Raw genomic sequence first — 16095 nt, 5'->3', positions numbered from 1 at the left:
GACGAGATCGGGCGTGCGCATCGGCAAGAACCCGGGTCAATCGATATGGCCGATCCCGTCGCCTACAATCGCTAGCCACGGCTGCTTTCGGCCCTCGAAGATCGAAGCGGTAGGACGTGGAAGGTCATCGTCGGCAAAGGCACCTATCGGAATAGCGATGAAATCGTCCGCGCCCTCGTTCGCGTAGGCCACCGTCGCGCCGCACTCTGGACACCAGCGATACCAGGCACACCGTCCGCTGTCGGCGATACGCTCCCATACGCGATACTCGCCGCTTACGACGACATCGCCGGCAGGAAACCGCGCCTGTGCCGAGAAGGGGCCGCCGGTACGCCGCTGGCACGATCGGCAGTGGCACACCGATACGCGCACCGGATCGCCCTTGCAGGTGGCGGACAATTGCCCGCACCGGCACCGGGCGATCCGTTCGCGCATCAGTCGGCCAGCGCCTTCTTCAGCAGTTCGTTGACCACCGCCGGATTCGCCTTGCCGCCCATCGCCTTCATCGTCTGGCCGACGAAGAAGCCGAACAGCGTTTCCTTGCCGCCGCGATATTGCGCCAGCTGGTTGGGGTTCTTGTCCAGCACCTCTGCGATCACCGCCTCGATCGCACCGGTATCGCTGGTCTGCTTCAGCCCGCGATCCTCGACGATCTTCGCCGGCGCATCGCCCGTTTCCAGCATCACCTCGAACACCTGCTTGGCGAGGCTGCCCGACAGCGTGCCGTCCGCGACCAGCGCCAGCAATTCCGCCGCCTGCGTCGGCGACACCGGCGATGTGGCGATGTCGCGACCGGTGCGGTTGAGCGCCCCGAACAGCTCCGACGTCGTCCAGTTCGCCGCCGCGACCGGCTTCGCGCCCGCCTCCAGCAGGGTATCGAACCAGCGCGCCGCCTCGACCTCCGCGGTCAGCACGTCCGCCTGATAGGCGGAAATGCCGAGACTCTCGTAGCGCTTGCGCTTGGCGTCCGGCAATTCGGGCAGGCTCGCACGGCAATCCTCGAGGAAGGCATCCTCCAGCTCCAGCGGCAGCAGGTCGGGGTCCGGGAAGTAGCGGTAATCGTGCGCGTCTTCCTTCGACCGCATCGATCGCGTCGTGCCGCTCTCGACGTTGAACAGCCGCGTTTCCTGGACGATGCGGCCACCGTCCTCCAGCACCTCGACCTGTCGCTTCGCCTCATATTCGATCGCCGCCATCACGAAACGGACGGAATTGACGTTCTTCGTCTCGGTCCGGGTGCCCAGCTCGTCGCCGGGCTTGCGCACGCTGACGTTGACGTCGGCACGCATCGATCCCTCTTCCATGTTGCCGTCGCACGACCCGACATAGCGCAGGATCGCGCGCAGCTTGCGCAGATAGGCCCCTGCCTCCGCGGGCGAGCGCATGTCCGGCCGGCTGACGATCTCCATCAGCGCGACGCCCGACCGGTTGAGGTCGACATAGGAGCGCGTCGGATGCTGGTCGTGCATCAGCTTGCCCGCATCCTGCTCGACATGGATGCGCTCGACCCCGATCGTCTTGGTCGCGTCGGGGTTCTTGTCGTCGGGGCTGATCTCGATCGCCCCTTCACCGACCAGCGGATGGTACAGCTGGCTGATCTGATAGCCCTGCGGCAGATCGGCATAGAAATAATTCTTGCGGTCGAACCGCGACCAGCGGTTGATCTGCGCGTCGATCGCCATGCCGGTGCGCACCGCCTGGCGGATGCATTCCATGTTCGGCACCGGCAGCATCCCCGGCATCGCCGCATCGACCAGGCTGACCTGCGTGTTCGGCTCCGCCCCGAATGCGGTCGCCGCGCCGGAGAAGAGCTTGGCGTTCGACGTCACCTGGGCATGCACTTCGAGGCCGATCACGACCTCCCACTCGCCGGTGGCACCCTGGATACGATAGTCGCTCATATTACCACCACGCCTGCGGACGGGCGACGAAGCCCGCGCGTTCTTCGATCGCCAGGCCCGCGTTCAGCACGCCCTGTTCGTCCAGCGCCTTGCCGATGATCTGCAACCCCAGCGGCAGCCCGTCCTTGTCGAGCCCGCCCGGCACGCTCATCGCCGGCAGGCCCGCGAGGCTCGATGGCACGGTGAACACGTCGTTGAGGTACATCGCCAGCGGATCGGCCGACTTGCTGCCCAGCGCGAACGCCGCCGACGGAGCCGTCGGGGTCAGCAGCACGTCGCACGCCCGGAACGCCAGCTCGAAATCGCGCGCGATCAGCGCCCGGACTTTCTGCGCCTGCGTATAATAAGCGTCGTAGAAGCCCGCCGACAGCACATAGGTGCCGATCATGATCCGGCGCTTCACCTCCGCCCCGAAACCGTCGGCACGGGTCGCGGCATACATCTCCTGCAACCCCGCGCCCCCCCGGATTCCTTGGCGGGCAGGTCGCGCAGGCCGTAGCGCACGCCGTCATACCGCGCGAGGTTGGACGACGCTTCCGCCGGCGCGATAATGTAATAGGCCGGCAGCGCGTATCGCGTGTGCGGCAGCGACACCTCGACGATCTCGGCGCCCGCATCCTTCATCCAGTCGATGCCGGCCTGCCACAGCGCCTCGATCTCCTCGGGCATGCCGTCGACGCGATATTCCCGGGGTATGCCGACGCGCTTGCCCGCAAGGCTCGGCGACAGCCCATGCTCCCAGCGCGGCACGTCGAGCTTCAGCGACGTCGCGTCCTTCGCATCGAAGCCCGCCATCGCCTCCAGCATGATCGCGCAGTCGCGCACGTCGCGCGCCATCGGCCCCGCCTGGTCCAGCGACGAGGCGAAGGCGATCGTCCCCCAGCGCGAACAGCGGCCATAGGTCGGCTTGATCCCGCTGATCCCGGTAAAGGCGGCCGGCTGGCGGATCGAACCGCCGGTATCGGTGCCGGTCGCGCCTGGGCACAGCCCCGCGGCGACCGCAGACGAGCTGCCGCCCGACGATCCACCGGGGGCCAGCGGCGCGTCGCTGCCCGGCTTGCGCCATGGCGACACGACGTTGCCGAACGCGCTCGTCTCGTTCGACGATCCCATCGCGAACTGGTCCATGTTGAGCTTGCCCAGCATGCCCGCGCCGGCGTTCCACAGGTTCTGCGACACGCTCGATTCGTACGTCGGCACGAACCCTTCCAGGATGTGGCTCGCGGCGGTCGTCGCCACCCCCTTGGTGCAGAACAGGTCCTTCATCCCGATCGGCACGCCGGCGAGCGGCTTCAGCGTCTCGCCCGCCGCGCGTGCGGCATCGGCGGCGCGCGCCGCGGCCAGCGCATGATCGGGCGTCTCCACCAGAAAGGCGTTGAGCGGCTTGGCCTTGGCCACCTTCACCACGAAGGCGTCGGCGACCTCGACCGCGGAAAAGGACCCGGCGCGCACGCCGTCGCGGATGCCGGCGATGCCCAGATCGGTCAGGTCGGCCATTATTCGATCACCTTGGGAACGGTAAAGAAGCCATGTTCGGCCTCGGGTGCATTGGCCATCAGCGCGTCGCGGATGCCGCCGCCGGTCAGCGGATCGGCGTTCACCACGTCGTCGCGCAGCCGCAACTGGTTGGGGATGACCGCGGTCATCGGCTCGACACCGGCGGTGTCCACCTCGCCCAGTTGCTCGATCCAGCCGAGGATGTTGCTGAGTTCGGGGGCGAGGCGCGCGGCGTCCTCGTCGGTGATCGCGATGCGGGCGAGCGCGGCGACCTTCTTCACGGTGGCGGTGTCTACGGACATGATGCCGCGGCTAGCAGAGGCGGCTCCCCCAGTGCAACCGCGTGTTGCCAGTTCGACGCCCCTCGTCCATCAGGGCCGCTCTCCTGCCCGCTTCGGAAACTGGACGCCTTGGCCCGCAAATTCCTCTACGTGTTCGCGTTCCTGATCGCGCTCGTGATCGCCGGCGCCCTCGCCTATCGGTTGTACGGCGTCGAAATCCTGCGCATGGCGCTGGTCCCGTCGGAAACGTTCCGGGCACAGGCCCGCGTCGATCCCCGGATCTATGCCGACAAGGCGATGTGGATCGCCCGTCCCGACATTCCCGCCAACCCCGCGCTCTGGACCCCCGCCGGCTATGCGCCGGAGGCTAAGCCGAAAGCCGCCGTCTTCTTCATCCACCCGACCTCGTACATCGGCCGCGATCACTGGAACGCGGCGCTGGACGATGCCGAGACCAACGCCCGCGCCGCCATCTTCCTGCGCGGCCAGGCGAGCGCGTTCAACGCCGCGGGCGACGTCTGGGCGCCGCGCTATCGCCAGGCGACCTTCGGTGCGTTCCTGACCAGCGTCGCCGACGCCAACCGCGCGCTCGATCTGGCCTATGGCGACGTCGCCGCCGCCTTCGCCGCCTTCGTGCAACAGGTCGATCCCCGGCGTCCGATCATCCTTGCGGGGCACAGCCAGGGCGCGCTCCATCTCACCCGCCTGCTGCGCGAACAGGTCGCCGGCAAGCCGATCGCCCGGCGCGTCGTCGCCGCCTATGTCGTCGGCTGGCCGGTATCGGCGACCACCGACCTTGCCGCACTCGGCCTGCCGCAATGCGCGCGCCCCGATCAGCCACGCTGCCTGCTGTCGTGGGAAAGCTTCGCCGAGCCTGCCGACACCAGCATGATCACCGACCTCTACGACCGGACGCAGGGGTTCGACGGCCGCAGCCGCCGGGACACCCCGATGGTCTGCACCAATCCGCTGACCGGCACGCCGGGCGCCGCCGCCCCCGCCAGCGCCAACCAGGGTACGCTCTATCCGTCCGCGGACCTGTCCACCGCCACCATCGCACCGGGCAAGGTACCGGCCCGCTGCGGCGATCGCGGCTTCCTGCTAATCGGCGAAGCGCCCGACGTCGGCAGCTACGTGCTGCCGGGCAACAATTACCACGTCTACGATTACAGCCTGTTCTGGGCCAACGTCCGCGCTGACGCGCTCCGCCGGCTGGCAGCCTATGGGGCGGCCAGGTGATCACCCTCGACCGCGCCGTCTTCCGCGACGCCCTGCCCGCCGGCGGCCGCCTGCTCGGCCTCGATCTCGGCAGCAAGACGATCGGCACCGCATTGTGCGACGCCGGGTGGAGCTTCGCCAGCCCGGCCGCCTTGATCCGCCGCAGCAAGTTCACACAGGACAAGGCGGCACTGGTCGCCCTGACGACCGCGCAACACGTCCGCGGCTGGGTCCTCGGCCTGCCGCTCAACCTCGACGGCAGCGAAAGCCCGCGCAGCCAGTCCACCCGCGCCTTCGCCAGGAACTGTCAGGACATCGGCCTCCCCATCCTGCTGTGGGACGAACGCTGGTCCACCGTCGCGGTCGAACGCACGATGATCGAACAGGACATGAGCCGCGCCAAACGCGCGGAACGGATCGACAATCTCGCCGCGGCGCACATCCTGCAGGCCGCGATCGACGCACTGGTGATGGTGTAGGGCGCATCGTATATCGAAGCGCCTGGCTTCGAACTGTTTACCCGCCCCCACGATCTTGGCGTCCAGCACCTCGTGCGTTCGCGCCGGCAACATCGGAATTCGACCGGGCCGATGCGATGCAGACCCTCACACTCCCGGCAACTGACGCGCCCTGATCGCGACATCGTAGCAGGCCATGAGGCCGGATCGACATTCAACAGCGAGATGGCATTTGAATGAGCTTGCTTCCCCGGCGAAGGCCGGGGCCCAGCTGGGATGGCCGCTGTGACGCCGGGATGCGCCTCATCACCAGACCGCCCCAACTGCGCCCCGCCCTCCGCCGGAGAGGTAGAAGGCTGAATGTCGATCCGCGCTAGTTTTTCTCGTTCGAAGGCGACCGCCCCACCTCGGCCTTTGTAGGGGTCTCTCGCTGGTAATATGTGACGAAGGCCTCGTTCCCGTCACGACCTTTGGCATAGCCTTCGCCCATGTTGCGATAGCCTTTCGCCCACATATCGGCGGCCAGCTCCGGTTTCGAAAGATTGCTACGAAACGCGTCGCCCTCGCCGCGCTTACCATCTATGGCGCCTGAAACTTCGCACAACGTGGTGCCGCAGCTGACGGAGGCAATTCTACCGGCCTTTCCATTAAGCGACACATCGTCATAGACCTTGCCTATCATGTCTTCCGACGGCTTGGCCCATGCATCGTCGCGACCCTGACCTATCAACTTCGCGTGCAGACTTCTCAGATTAGGCGAATTTCTGAGAATCGGCTCGATGTCGTCAGCGACCAGATCGCGGTCGCTTTTCGGTTGCGAGCCCATCGCACCGGCTTCGGAAGAATGAGTTGCGGCGGGCAACCCCGACAGCATCTGCTGCGATCCAACGCTCCTCGCCATAGACCCGCTAACGACCGGTATCGCCGTCCCGGACGACGAGGAGTTCGTTTCTCGCACCAGAAGGATCGCTCCAATAGCGATGGCACCTAAAATACATATGACGGCAATTTGGAAAGCAGGACTTTTCAAGATCGATACTCCCGCATTATACGCCATACGCCTTGCTCTGAGCTATCCGAAGTGCATTCTTGCAAGAATTTGACATATTTACATAAATATAATTGGATTTCATGTTTTTGCTGTAGCGCATTCCACAGCTAATAAACCCAATACAGTCTCTACTGATGTAGCCATACCGATCCTGCGTCACGGGCCCATTTTCACAATATTTGTAAGGACCGGAACGCTGATACGATCTGCTCTGCCGCCACTGCTCACACCCAAAATAATATCCAGATGTAGGCTGTCGCGCGCAATATTTACAGTCGTCGTCATATATCTGGGCGTGAGCGCCAGCCGATGACATGATCAGCAGGAAATACATTACCGCCTTCATACAGAATATCCTTTTCAGATAAATCCGGAATCCATTGGTATTAAATAGCCTAACGTTGACAATCTTCCTTTCGATCCATTGCCACCGACAATTGCTGCAGCTTGACAGCGACTTGTCGGACACGAAGCTTGCACACCTTTATTGATCGCATCCAAAGCCTGATTGCGCTGATTACCGGATAAACGAGCGCTGAATATCATGACATATTCGCAAAGTTCCATGCGGCATGATATGCGAAGGTGATCTAATGTAATCCGATCTAGTCCCGACACCATGAACGCGCGACGGATCGAGCGCTCTTTTGCGAGGTCCGACGGTTTGGACTTCCTCGCGCCGATCGCCTGATGAAGTTCGCTGAACACCGGGATACGCCACTGTCCCACTTTTCGCCGCTCGGAAAACGGTGAAATTTTCTCCGCCCATAATTCCTGGTAATGCGCTTCCTGATCCTTCGCATTGCTCCCCGCTGGATAAGGCGCTCCCGGGACAGCAAACAAAATTGCTAACGCTATCATGGCTGGCATGCGCTCAATCTCCATATTTGCCTCACACTATCATATCAAGTTATAACTTGAGTCAATATTGGTTTTATTATTTCTTGTAGGCTCGATACGCGCGCGATTTGCTCCAGGTTGTTGGATTCATTATTTATCTTATCACGCTCAACAAATTCGTATCCGATTCTGCGCAATTGAGGTCTAGTACAAACTTTGAGCGCACCATTATCCGCCAGATTTTGAAATCGGCGCCTGACCGAAATCGATTCAGACCTTGCGCCGGATAACGATCCTGGCTTTTCAAATTTGAAGCAAATTTTGTGATTTACTAAATTCCCCCTGATTCCAGAGATATGGATTGGAGGGATGCACAGATAGATTGTTTGTCACTTCAGTGTTCGACTACCCTCCTGATCCTGCCGACGGGCGTTCGGGGTATCCGTGTCCCGAAAGCCGTTGCTGATCGCCCCTTCGCGAAATGCCCCCGAAACTGGAGACAGCGAGATGATCGCACTCGGCGAATGGCTGCCCTCGAGTCCGCAGGGCGTCTAGCCGAGCATCCGGCAACAGGCGCGACCAGCCGAGCCGGCCCAACCGCCGCCCCGTCGGGACCACGGGTTAAGGCTCGTCCGGCAAAGATCCGCTGTCCTACACGCCCAGCATCTGCCATCGCCGCCGCATGCGCATCCACGCCGCCCGCTCGCTCCCCGCCCGCGACGGTTCGGTGCGGAAGGGGATTCCGGACGGGACGTACCGTCAACTTCGGCAACTTCCGCCCCCCCGACTCGGGTCCCGACTCGCCCCCTGCCCCACACGGCGCCGCCAGCTTGCCCCGGTTCCCCCGCGGCGCTACTCCCCGCGCCTGATGCAGCCTTCAGATCACCGCCCCGCCACCCTGATCCAGGGTGGCGCCGTCTTCCCGCACCGGCACCTCACCGGGATCGACGGGCTCCAGCCGCACGAGATCGCGTTCCTGCTCGACGAGGCGGAGGCGTGGGTCGACGCCAATCGCAGCCACGCCGCGCCCGACAAGCGCCTCGCCGGCCTGACACAGATCAACGCCTTCTTCGAAAACAGCACGCGCACGCTGCTGAGCTTCGAGATCGCGGGAAAACGGCTCGGCGCCGACGTCGTCAACATGCATGCCGCCACGTCCAGCGTGAAGAAGGGCGAGACGCTGATCGACACCGCGCAGACGTTGAACGCGATGCGCGCCGACGTGATCGTCATCCGCCACATGGCCAGCGGCGCGGTGCGGCTGATCGCCGACAAGGTCGACTGCCCGGTGCTGAACGCGGGCGATGGTCGCCACGAACATCCGACGCAGGCGCTGCTCGACGCGCTGACCATCCGCCGGCGCAAGGGGTCGATCGCGGGGCAACGCGTGGTGATCTGCGGCGACGTGCTGCACAGCCGCGTCGCCCGGTCGAACATCCTCGCGCTCACCGCCCTTGCCGCAGAGGTGCGGGTGTGCGCCCCCGGCACGCTGATGCCCGCCGCGATCGAGCGGATGGGGGTGACCCCGTTCAGCGATTTCGACCAGGCGTTGGTCGGCGCCGACGTGGTAATGATGCTGCGCGTGCAGAACGAACGGATGGCGGGCGGCTATATCCCCTCCAGCCGCGAATACCGGATGCGCTACGGCCTGACGCCGGAACGCCTCGCCAAGCTGCCGGATGCGCTGGTGATGCACCCCGGCCCGATGAACCGCGGGGTCGAAATCGATTCGAGCGTCGCCGACGGGCCGCAGTCGGCGATCACCGAACAGGTGGAGATGGGCGTGGCGGTGCGCATGGCGTGCCTGGACGTGCTGACCCGGCGGGCGCGCGGCGTGGAGGGCTGGGCATGAGCGTCGTCGCCTTCCGCAACGCCCGCCTCGCCTGCCCGGCCGGCGGCGTGACGTCCGGCGATCTGCTCGTCCGCGACGGCGTGATCGTCGCGTCCGGCATCGTCGATATCCCGCCCGACGCCGCGACGATCGATTGCGCCGGCAGGACGCTGGCACCGGCGATCGTCGATCTCGGCGTGTTCAGGATCGATCGTGCCGCCTTCCGCGCCGGCGGCATCGTCCGCGTCGCACTGATGCCCGATGGCGCGCGCGTGCTCGACGACCCCGGCATGGTCCAGCGCGCCGCGCTGATCGGCAAGCCCGACCTGTGGATCCATCCGATCGCCGCCGCCACCCGCGGGCTGGCGGGGCAGGACATGGCCGAAATGGCGATCTGCGCGTCCGCCGGGGCAAAGGCGGTCGGCACCGGGCGGCACTGGATCGCCGACAGCGGCGTCATGCTGCGCGTGCTCGCCTACGCCCGCGACCTCGACATCGCCGTCATCGCCCATGCCGAGGATGGCGGGCTCACCGCCGGCGCAGTGACCACGGATGGCGAGACGGCGACCCGCCTCGGCCTTCCCGGTGCGCCCGCCGTCGCCGAGGCTCTCGCGGTGGCGCGCGACCTGATGCTGGCCGAGGAAACCGGCGCGCGGCTGCATATCCGCCAGGCAACCACCGCCGCCGCCTTCGACCTGATCCGGGCCGCCAGGCGCCGCGGCGTCCGCGTCACCTGCGGCATCACGCCCGCGCACCTGCACCTGTCCGATATCGCGATGAGCGATTTTCGCACCTATGCCCACCTCTCGCCGCCGCTACGCGGCGAAGGCGACCGGCAGGCGGCATTGGCGGCGGTGAAGGACGGCACGATCGACGTGTTGCATTCCGGCCACGACCCGCATGGCCCCGAGGAAAAGCGCCTGCCGTTCGTCGATTCGGCGGCGGGTATGGCGGGCGCGGAAACGCTGCTGCCGCTCGGCCTGATGCTGGTCCGCGACGGCGTGCTGCCGCTGGAGCGGCTGCTCGCCATGCTGTCCGTCAACCCGGCGCGGGTGCTCGGCCTCGACACCGGCACGCTGGAACCCGGCCGGCCGGCGGACCTGATGCTGTTCGATGCCGATACGCCATGGCAGATCGACGGCACGGCATTCGTCGGGTCGGAAGGTAACACCCCCTTCGACGGCCTGCCCGTTCAGGGCCGCGTTCTGCGGCTATGGAAGGGGGGGCGCGAAGTCGTGTGAACCGCTCAGCGCGACGCCATCTGCACCGGCGTGCGCAGCCATTGCGCCATCCGGTCACCCGCCTCGCGGCGCACGAAACACGCGCCGCCCTTGGCGCGGTAGGCCCGGCACATCTGGTCCGCCTGGTCGCGGCTGAAGCCCCCGACCGACAGGCGATACAGCGACTTCTGCGCGACGGCGACCATGGTGCCCGTCGGCTGGTGGCCGGACAAAGCGGCGAAACGCCGCGTCGCGCTGTTCCACCCCGATTTGGCGACCGCGACGTTGCTGAACGCGCCGATCTGGACGTACCAGTCGCCGCCGGTGGTCCGCACGAACGGCTTGGCGGCAGGCACCGCCTGCACGACATGCCCTGCCGCAGGCCGGGCGAGGGCGAGCTTGGTCGGCGTCGCGTCGGCACGGATCAATACCGCCGGCAGCGGCTGCACCACCGCGTTGCGCGGTCCGAACGTCACCTTGGACAGTTCCGCCTTGGCCAGTTCCACCTTGGCGAACTGCGCCTCCGGTGTCTCGACCGGGGTCGGCGCCGCGACCGCCTCGGCGGCGGCCGTCCGGACGGGGGCCTCCTGCACCGGCGTCACCGGCACCGCGGCGTTGAGCGCCAGCGCCACCGGGCGTCCGCCATCGGCGACCGGCGTCACGCCGAGCAGCGAGGCGACCTGATCGGACGCCGCCTTGGGCTGCGCGAACGCCGCCCATTGCTCCAGCCGCGCGTCGAGGTCGGCGGCCGACATGTCCGCCGCCGCCGCGACCCGCGCCATGCTCCACTGCCCCGCCAGCGCATAGCTCAGCGCCAGGTTCTGCCGCACCTTGGCGGTCGCACCGGGCGCCCGCGCCGCGGCGTTGAGCATGTCGATCGCCTTGGCGGGATTGCCGGCAAGCGCGGTGGCGAGCCCCAGGTCGCCGACCGGGATCGCCGCCGCATTGGCGTTCAGCGTCGTCTGCGCGGCCGACCAGTCGCCGGTGGCGATCTGGGTCAGCGCCAGGTTCAGCGCGGCCTTGCCGTTGGCGGGGTACAATTGCAGCACGTCGGCGAACGTGTCGCGCGCCGAGGTGAAGCGCCCCGCCTGCAGATAGCTCTGCCCCAGCAGCATGCGATAGCCCGCATCGCGCGGCGCCAGCGCCACGGCGCCCTCCGCCATGCGCACCGCCGTGGGCAGGTCGCGCTTGGCGAGCGCCCGCGCCGCCTTGTCGGCATCGCGGGCGGCGGCCTTGTCGGATTGCGCCGCGCTGCGATCGCTTGCCGAGGCGATGCGGTCGGCAGTCCCGGTGCAGCCCACAACGGTGCCGCCAAGCACCAGCGCGGACATGCCGAAGGTCAGGATCAAGCGTGGTGTCATCGGGTCGTCCCCCAGGTTCGGTCGGTCACCGGCCGGCCTTGGCGGGCGGCAGTTGCGCGACGAGCGCCTCCACCTCCGGCACGGCGCCGAGCAGCGCATCGAGCGCTTCGGTGACGAGGTCCTGTGCGGACCGGTTGGTGATGGCGGATGCCAGGCGCAACCGCAGGTGACGGTCGGCATCGACCCGCAAGGTAAAGGCTGCCTTGCCGGCATGCTGCGTCTCGCGACGAATGCGCGTCGCGGTGGCGACCGACACGGATTTTGTCGCCTCGGGCGATTCGATCTGCGCGGCGAGCAATTCGCGCTGCACCAGCACGGTCGGCACCGGACCGCTGTGGACGACCGGTTCCGCCGGCGCGACCGGCGCGGCGGCGGCCGGCTCGGCCGGTGCCGCGCTCGTCCCCATGTCGTTCCAGCCGAGGTCGTCGGCGCCTTGCGTGCCATGGCCGAAGCCACCGAATCCCTGGCTGCGCATCGCCGGCCGCGCCTGTCCCTTGCGGGCGAGCAGGCCCGACGACAGCGACGCCATCGGCTTGGACGATCCGAACATGTTCACCCCCCCACCACGCGGCGGCCGAAGCCGCTCGCCGCCGGCCGCTGGCCGAAGCCGGGCCCGCCGGAGACAGTCGGCACGCTGAAGACGGTGCGTCGAAAGTTCTTTTCGAGCCGGTCGGCGATATACGTCCACAATTGCGCGACCTCGCCGGCCGACTTGCTGTTGGGGTCGACCTCCATCACCGTCCGCCCGTCGATCATCGACGCGGCGAAATCGGTGCGCTGGTGGATGGTGATCGGCGCGACCGTGCCATGCTGCGATAGCGCGACGGCCGCATCGCTGGTGATCCGCGCCTTTGGCGTCGCCGCGTTGACGACGAAGATCAGCGGCTTGCCGGCGCGATCGCACAGGTCGACGGTGGCGCCGACCGCGCGCAGATCGTGCGGCGACGGCCGCGTCGGCACGACGACGAGCTCGGAGACGTTGATGACGCTCTGGATCGCCATGGTGATGGCGGGGGGCGTATCGATCATCGCCAGCTTGAAGCCCTGCTGGCGCAGCACCTCCAGGTCCGCCTGCAACCGCGCGACGGTGGTCTGGGCGAAGGCGGGATATTCCGCCGTGCGCTCGTTCCACCATTCCGACAGCGACCCTTGCGGATCGATGTCGATCAGCACCACCGGCCCATGCCCCGCCAGTTGTGCCTGCACGGCCAGATGCCCGGACAAGGTCGTCTTGCCCGATCCACCCTTTTGCGATGCCATCGCGAGAACGCGCATAGGCCCCCTTAAAAAATTGCCGCTATTCCTGCAGCAGACCTGCCAGACCTGCGCTAAGAAGCGGTTAATGGTGCCGCACATGCGATGGAGCTTTGCCTCGGTCGCGCTCCGGGGCATGATGCGGCCGGAACGGTTAAGAGGGTGACAGGCATGCGTAACACCGGTTGGATCGCGGGCGCGATGCTCGCGGCGAGCCTTGCGGGGGCCGCGCCGGCGGCGGCGCAGAACGTCAAGGCGGGCGTCGATGCCTGGGGTCGCGGCGACTTCAATGCAGCGGTCGCGCAATGGCGCGGTCCGGCGGTCGCGGGCGACGCCGATGCGCAATTCAACCTGGGTCAGGCGTACAAGCTCGGCCGCGGCGTGCCGCTCGATCCGGCGCTGGCGGAAAGCTGGTTTCGCAAGGCGGCACTGCAGGGCCATCAACAGGCCGTGGACAATTACGGCCTCGCGCTGTTCCAGGCCGGTCGCAAGGCCGAAGCCGCCCCCTGGCTGGAAAAATCGGTGCAGCACGGCGAACCGCGCGGCCAGTTGGTCCTCGGCACGATGCTGTTCAACGGCGATGGCGTGCCGCGCGATTATCCCCGCGCCTATGCGCTGATGACGCTGGCATCGCAGGCCGGCCTGAAGTCGGCGTCCGAAACGCTGGCGCAGATGGACCAGTACATCACCCCTGCGGATCGGGAGCGCGGCACGGCATTGGCGCAGCGTTACGCGACCGACCTGCGCAGCAGCCCCGCCCAGGGCAGCCGCGGCGGCATGATGGCGATCGATTCCGGCGGTCCGCGTCGGGCGGGGACGAGCGAGGGCGCAGTCCCACCGTCGCGCACCCCTGCCGAGCAACAGCGACCGACCCGGCTGCCCCCGGCCACCGGGTCCGCGACGAAGCCGCCGCGTGGCGGCCCGGAGCGCGTACCGGCGCCCTCGCCCGATCGCCCGGTCAACGATCGTATCGCAGCGCATGACTCGCGGCCGACACCGCCCCGCCCCGCCCCGGCCGGCCCGACCCCCGTCGTTGCGGGCGGGACGTGGAAGATCCAGCTTGGCGCCTTCAGCACGCAGGCGAATGCCCAGACCCAATGGTCGCGGGTGCGTGCCAAACTCGGGAATGCTCAGCCGGTCTACGCAAAGGCCGGCAACGTCATTCGCTTGCAGGCGGGCGGTTTCGCCAGCAAGGTGGCGGCGCAAAAGGCGTGCAGCGCCTCGGGCGTATCCTGCGTGGTGGTGGCGCCCTGAACTCACGCGCCGCCGCTCGATCGCTTCGCCGACCGCACCCTTCTCCCCCGTCGTTCGACGAGGGGGGGAGGATGCGGCAGCGTGAGGTCAGCCGATGGTCATCGTTGCGCTCAGTCCGCCCACTCGCCGCGCCGGTATCCCTGGGCATACAGCAACACCGACAGATCGCCATGATCCACCCGCGCACCCGCAGCCGCGGCGACGATCGGCTTGGCGTGATACGCCACGCCCAGTCCCGCCCGCTCGATCATCGCGAGATCGTTTGCGCCGTCACCGACCGCCAGCGACAGCGCCGGATCGATTCCGCGCGTTGCGATCGCCGCCAGCAGCGTTTCCTGCTTGGTCGCCGATCCGACGATCGGCTTGGCGACCTTTCCCGTCAGCCGGCCGTCCGCGATCAGCAGTACATTGGCGATCGCGCGATCGAAGCCGATGTCCGCCGCCACCGGCTCGGCGAAGCGCGTGAAGCCGCCCGACACCAGTACCGCTTCCGCGCCATGCGCCCGCATCGTGCGCACCAGCGACTTTGCCCCCGGCATGATCCGCACCCGCTCGGCAAGGCATTGCGCGATAACGCTGGCGCTCAGCCCGGCGAGCAGCGCCACGCGCGCATCCAGCGCCCCTTCGAAATCCAGTTCGCCGCGCATCGCCGCTTCTGTCACCGCCGCAACCTCCGCCTTGATCCCGGCGTAATCCGCCAACTCGTCGATGCACTCGACGGTAATCATCGTCGAATCCATATCGGCGACGATCAGCGCCTTGCGCCGCGTCGCGGTCGGCTGCACGACGACGTCGACGCCGGCAAGGCTGTGCTCCAGCGCCTGCCGCGCCGCCGCCGGATCGGTAGCGAACGGCAGGTCGGCGGCAATGCCCTCCTCCAGCCAGACGCTCTCACCCGGCCGACAGCCGGCGGCGGCCAGCCGGTCGATGGCGGCCGTCATGTCGCCTGCGGCCAGTAAATCGCCTATGAGCGTCGCCGTGAACATCGATGCCTCCCACCCGAAACCAAGGGTCGCGCTCATCGCAGGGCCGACCGCCAGCGGCAAGTCCGCCGCCGCGGTCGCCTTGGCACAGACGCATGACGGCGTGATCGTCAACGCCGACGCCAGCCAGGTCTATGCCGACCTGCGCATCCTCACCGCCCGTCCCGACGACGCGGAAGAGGCGCTGGCGCCGCACCGCCTGTTCGGTCACGTCGATGCGGCCGATGCCGGCTATTCCGCGGCACGCTGGGCCGAAGAGGCCCGCGCGGTCATCGCAGCGATTCACGCCGACGGACGTCTGCCCATCCTGGTCGGCGGTACCGGACTGTATATGCGCACCTTGCTGAACGGCATCGCTCCGGTACCCGCCATCGATCCTGAGGTACGCGCCGCCGTCCGCGCCCTGCCCGTGGCGGCGGCGCATCTGGCGCTGGCGGGCGAAGACCCCGCCGCCGCCGCCCGACTCGCACCGGCGGACACGACCCGTGTCGCACGCGCGCTGGAGGTGGTGCGATCGACTGGCCGCCCGCTCGCGCAATGGCAGCAGAGGTCGGTCGGCGGGATCGGCGACCGGATCACGCTCTCCGCCGCGGTCCTGCTGCCGGATCGCGACCAGCTCTTCGCGCGGATCGACAGGCGCTGCGAAACCATGTTCGCCACCGGTGCGATTGACGAAGTGGCGGCCCTGCTTGTGCGCCAGGACGTTCCCGATGATGCCCCGATCCGTCGGGCGATCGGCGTAGCGCCGCTCACGGCGTATCTGACGGCCGGCATCAGCCGGGACGAGGCGCTGGCGCAGGTGCAGCGCGACACCCGGCAATATGCCAAGCGCCAGTACACATGGTTCCGCAACCAACCTCCGGATGACTGGGGCGTTGCGACAGAATCAATCTCAATGATCGACCATATAGCATCTTTGTTGCGCGATCAGGGTTGACCCCCCGCT

General features: G+C 67.1%; 15 protein-coding genes and 1 pseudogene. 6 read left to right on the top strand and 10 right to left on the bottom strand.

What is annotated here, in order from left to right; genetic code table 11:
* Window positions 1-36: 36 nt before the first annotated feature.
* The 4 genes and pseudogenes from GTH33_RS09550 to gatC form a co-directional block, all read right to left on the bottom strand.
* A complete protein-coding gene (locus tag GTH33_RS09550) occupies window positions 37-435 on the bottom strand; it encodes a GFA family protein (RefSeq protein WP_163958204.1) in 399 nt (132 codons plus the stop codon).
* Window positions 435-1901, bottom strand: a complete 1467-nt coding sequence (gene gatB, locus GTH33_RS09545; protein ID WP_163958203.1) for an Asp-tRNA(Asn)/Glu-tRNA(Gln) amidotransferase subunit GatB — start codon at window positions 1899-1901, stop codon at window positions 435-437. The genes GTH33_RS09550 and gatB overlap by 1 nt, the downstream gene beginning before the upstream one ends.
* Window position 1902: 1 nt before the next feature.
* Window positions 1903-3398: pseudogene (gene gatA / locus GTH33_RS09540) on the bottom strand (Asp-tRNA(Asn)/Glu-tRNA(Gln) amidotransferase subunit GatA).
* Entirely contained in the window at window positions 3398-3700 is a 303-nt protein-coding gene (gene gatC, locus GTH33_RS09535; RefSeq protein WP_163958202.1) for an Asp-tRNA(Asn)/Glu-tRNA(Gln) amidotransferase subunit GatC, read from the bottom strand. The pseudogene gatA and the gene gatC overlap by 1 nt, the downstream one beginning before the upstream one ends.
* A gap of 108 nt (window positions 3701-3808) precedes the next feature.
* On the opposite strand from gatC, the gene GTH33_RS09530 reads away from it, so the two are divergent.
* On the top strand, window positions 3809-4918 hold the full coding sequence (locus GTH33_RS09530; RefSeq protein ID WP_163958201.1) for a DUF3089 domain-containing protein: 1110 nt from the start codon (window positions 3809-3811) through the stop codon (window positions 4916-4918).
* A complete protein-coding gene (gene ruvX, locus GTH33_RS09525) occupies window positions 4915-5376 on the top strand; it encodes a Holliday junction resolvase RuvX (protein WP_163958200.1) in 462 nt (153 codons plus the stop codon). Before GTH33_RS09530 ends, ruvX begins: the two co-directional genes overlap by 4 nt.
* Before the next feature lie 352 nt (window positions 5377-5728).
* Here ruvX and GTH33_RS09520 read toward each other — a convergent pair whose 3' ends face one another.
* Both GTH33_RS09520 and GTH33_RS09515 read right to left on the bottom strand, forming a co-directional pair.
* On the bottom strand, window positions 5729-6412 hold the full coding sequence (locus GTH33_RS09520) for a hypothetical protein (RefSeq protein ID WP_163958199.1): 684 nt from the start codon (window positions 6410-6412) through the stop codon (window positions 5729-5731).
* 354 nt (window positions 6413-6766) lie between these two features.
* Window positions 6767-7291, bottom strand: a complete 525-nt coding sequence (locus tag GTH33_RS09515; RefSeq protein ID WP_163958198.1) for a hypothetical protein — start codon at window positions 7289-7291, stop codon at window positions 6767-6769.
* An 823-nt stretch (window positions 7292-8114) separates the two neighbouring features.
* On the opposite strand from GTH33_RS09515, the gene GTH33_RS09510 reads away from it, so the two are divergent.
* Together GTH33_RS09510 and GTH33_RS09505 are read left to right on the top strand one after the other, a co-directional pair.
* On the top strand, window positions 8115-9098 hold the full coding sequence (locus GTH33_RS09510; RefSeq protein ID WP_163958197.1) for an aspartate carbamoyltransferase catalytic subunit: 984 nt from the start codon (window positions 8115-8117) through the stop codon (window positions 9096-9098).
* A complete protein-coding gene (locus GTH33_RS09505; protein ID WP_163958196.1) occupies window positions 9095-10318 on the top strand; it encodes an amidohydrolase family protein in 1224 nt (407 codons plus the stop codon). The genes GTH33_RS09510 and GTH33_RS09505 overlap by 4 nt, the downstream gene beginning before the upstream one ends.
* Window positions 10319-10323: 5 nt before the next feature.
* On the opposite strand, the gene GTH33_RS09500 is transcribed toward GTH33_RS09505, so the two are convergent.
* From GTH33_RS09500 to GTH33_RS09490, 3 genes are read right to left on the bottom strand one after another with little or no spacing between them, the layout of a single operon-like run.
* Window positions 10324-11658, bottom strand: coding sequence for a tetratricopeptide repeat protein (locus tag GTH33_RS09500; protein WP_163958195.1), 1335 nt, complete (start codon window positions 11656-11658; stop codon window positions 10324-10326).
* 25 nt (window positions 11659-11683) lie between these two features.
* Window positions 11684-12208 (bottom strand): hypothetical protein, encoded by a 525-nt coding sequence (locus tag GTH33_RS09495; RefSeq protein ID WP_243848281.1) that lies wholly within the window; start codon window positions 12206-12208, stop codon window positions 11684-11686.
* Between the two features lie 2 nt (window positions 12209-12210).
* Window positions 12211-12933, bottom strand: a complete 723-nt coding sequence (locus GTH33_RS09490; RefSeq protein ID WP_163958194.1) for a ParA family protein — start codon at window positions 12931-12933, stop codon at window positions 12211-12213.
* Window positions 12934-13083: 150 nt separating this feature from the next.
* Between GTH33_RS09490 and GTH33_RS09485 the strand changes: the two genes are divergently transcribed.
* A complete protein-coding gene (locus GTH33_RS09485) occupies window positions 13084-14166 on the top strand; it encodes an SPOR domain-containing protein (RefSeq protein ID WP_163958193.1) in 1083 nt (360 codons plus the stop codon).
* A 110-nt stretch (window positions 14167-14276) separates the two neighbouring features.
* On the opposite strand, the gene serB is transcribed toward GTH33_RS09485, so the two are convergent.
* Window positions 14277-15152, bottom strand: a complete 876-nt coding sequence (serB, locus tag GTH33_RS09480) for a phosphoserine phosphatase SerB (protein WP_163958192.1) — start codon at window positions 15150-15152, stop codon at window positions 14277-14279.
* Here serB and miaA point away from each other — a divergent pair.
* Complete coding sequence (gene miaA / locus GTH33_RS09475) at window positions 15133-16086, top strand: tRNA (adenosine(37)-N6)-dimethylallyltransferase MiaA (protein ID WP_166753119.1); 954 nt, start codon at window positions 15133-15135, stop codon at window positions 16084-16086. The genes serB and miaA overlap by 20 nt on opposite strands.
* Window positions 16087-16095 lie beyond the last annotated feature (9 nt).

It is taken from the genome of Sphingomonas insulae (assembly GCF_010450875.1).
Classification (GTDB): Bacteria; Pseudomonadota; Alphaproteobacteria; order Sphingomonadales; family Sphingomonadaceae; genus Sphingomonas; species Sphingomonas insulae.
This window is presented reverse-complemented; position numbering and strand designations above follow the sequence as displayed.

Bases quoted from the DNA above. Each gene is read 5' to 3' on its own strand.
- miaA (WP_166753119.1), top strand. From the start codon at position 15,133: ATGAGCGTCGCCGTGAACATCGATGCCTCCCACCCGAAACCAAGGGTC.
- GTH33_RS09515 (WP_163958198.1), bottom strand. From the start codon at position 7,291: ATGGAGATTGAGCGCATGCCAGCCATGATAGCGTTAGCAATTTTGTTT.
- GTH33_RS09490 (WP_163958194.1), bottom strand. From the start codon at position 12,933: ATGCGCGTTCTCGCGATGGCATCGCAAAAGGGTGGATCGGGCAAGACG.
- GTH33_RS09550 (WP_163958204.1), bottom strand. From the start codon at position 435: ATGCGCGAACGGATCGCCCGGTGCCGGTGCGGGCAATTGTCCGCCACC.
- gatC (WP_163958202.1), bottom strand. From the start codon at position 3,700: ATGTCCGTAGACACCGCCACCGTGAAGAAGGTCGCCGCGCTCGCCCGC.
- gatB (WP_163958203.1), bottom strand. From the start codon at position 1,901: ATGAGCGACTATCGTATCCAGGGTGCCACCGGCGAGTGGGAGGTCGTG.
- GTH33_RS09485 (WP_163958193.1), top strand. From the start codon at position 13,084: ATGCGTAACACCGGTTGGATCGCGGGCGCGATGCTCGCGGCGAGCCTT.
- GTH33_RS09495 (WP_243848281.1), bottom strand. From the start codon at position 12,208: ATGTTCGGATCGTCCAAGCCGATGGCGTCGCTGTCGTCGGGCCTGCTC.
- GTH33_RS09505 (WP_163958196.1), top strand. From the start codon at position 9,095: ATGAGCGTCGTCGCCTTCCGCAACGCCCGCCTCGCCTGCCCGGCCGGC.
- GTH33_RS09510 (WP_163958197.1), top strand. From the start codon at position 8,115: ATGCAGCCTTCAGATCACCGCCCCGCCACCCTGATCCAGGGTGGCGCC.
- serB (WP_163958192.1), bottom strand. From the start codon at position 15,152: ATGTTCACGGCGACGCTCATAGGCGATTTACTGGCCGCAGGCGACATG.
- GTH33_RS09500 (WP_163958195.1), bottom strand. From the start codon at position 11,658: ATGACACCACGCTTGATCCTGACCTTCGGCATGTCCGCGCTGGTGCTT.
- GTH33_RS09520 (WP_163958199.1), bottom strand. From the start codon at position 6,412: ATGGCGTATAATGCGGGAGTATCGATCTTGAAAAGTCCTGCTTTCCAA.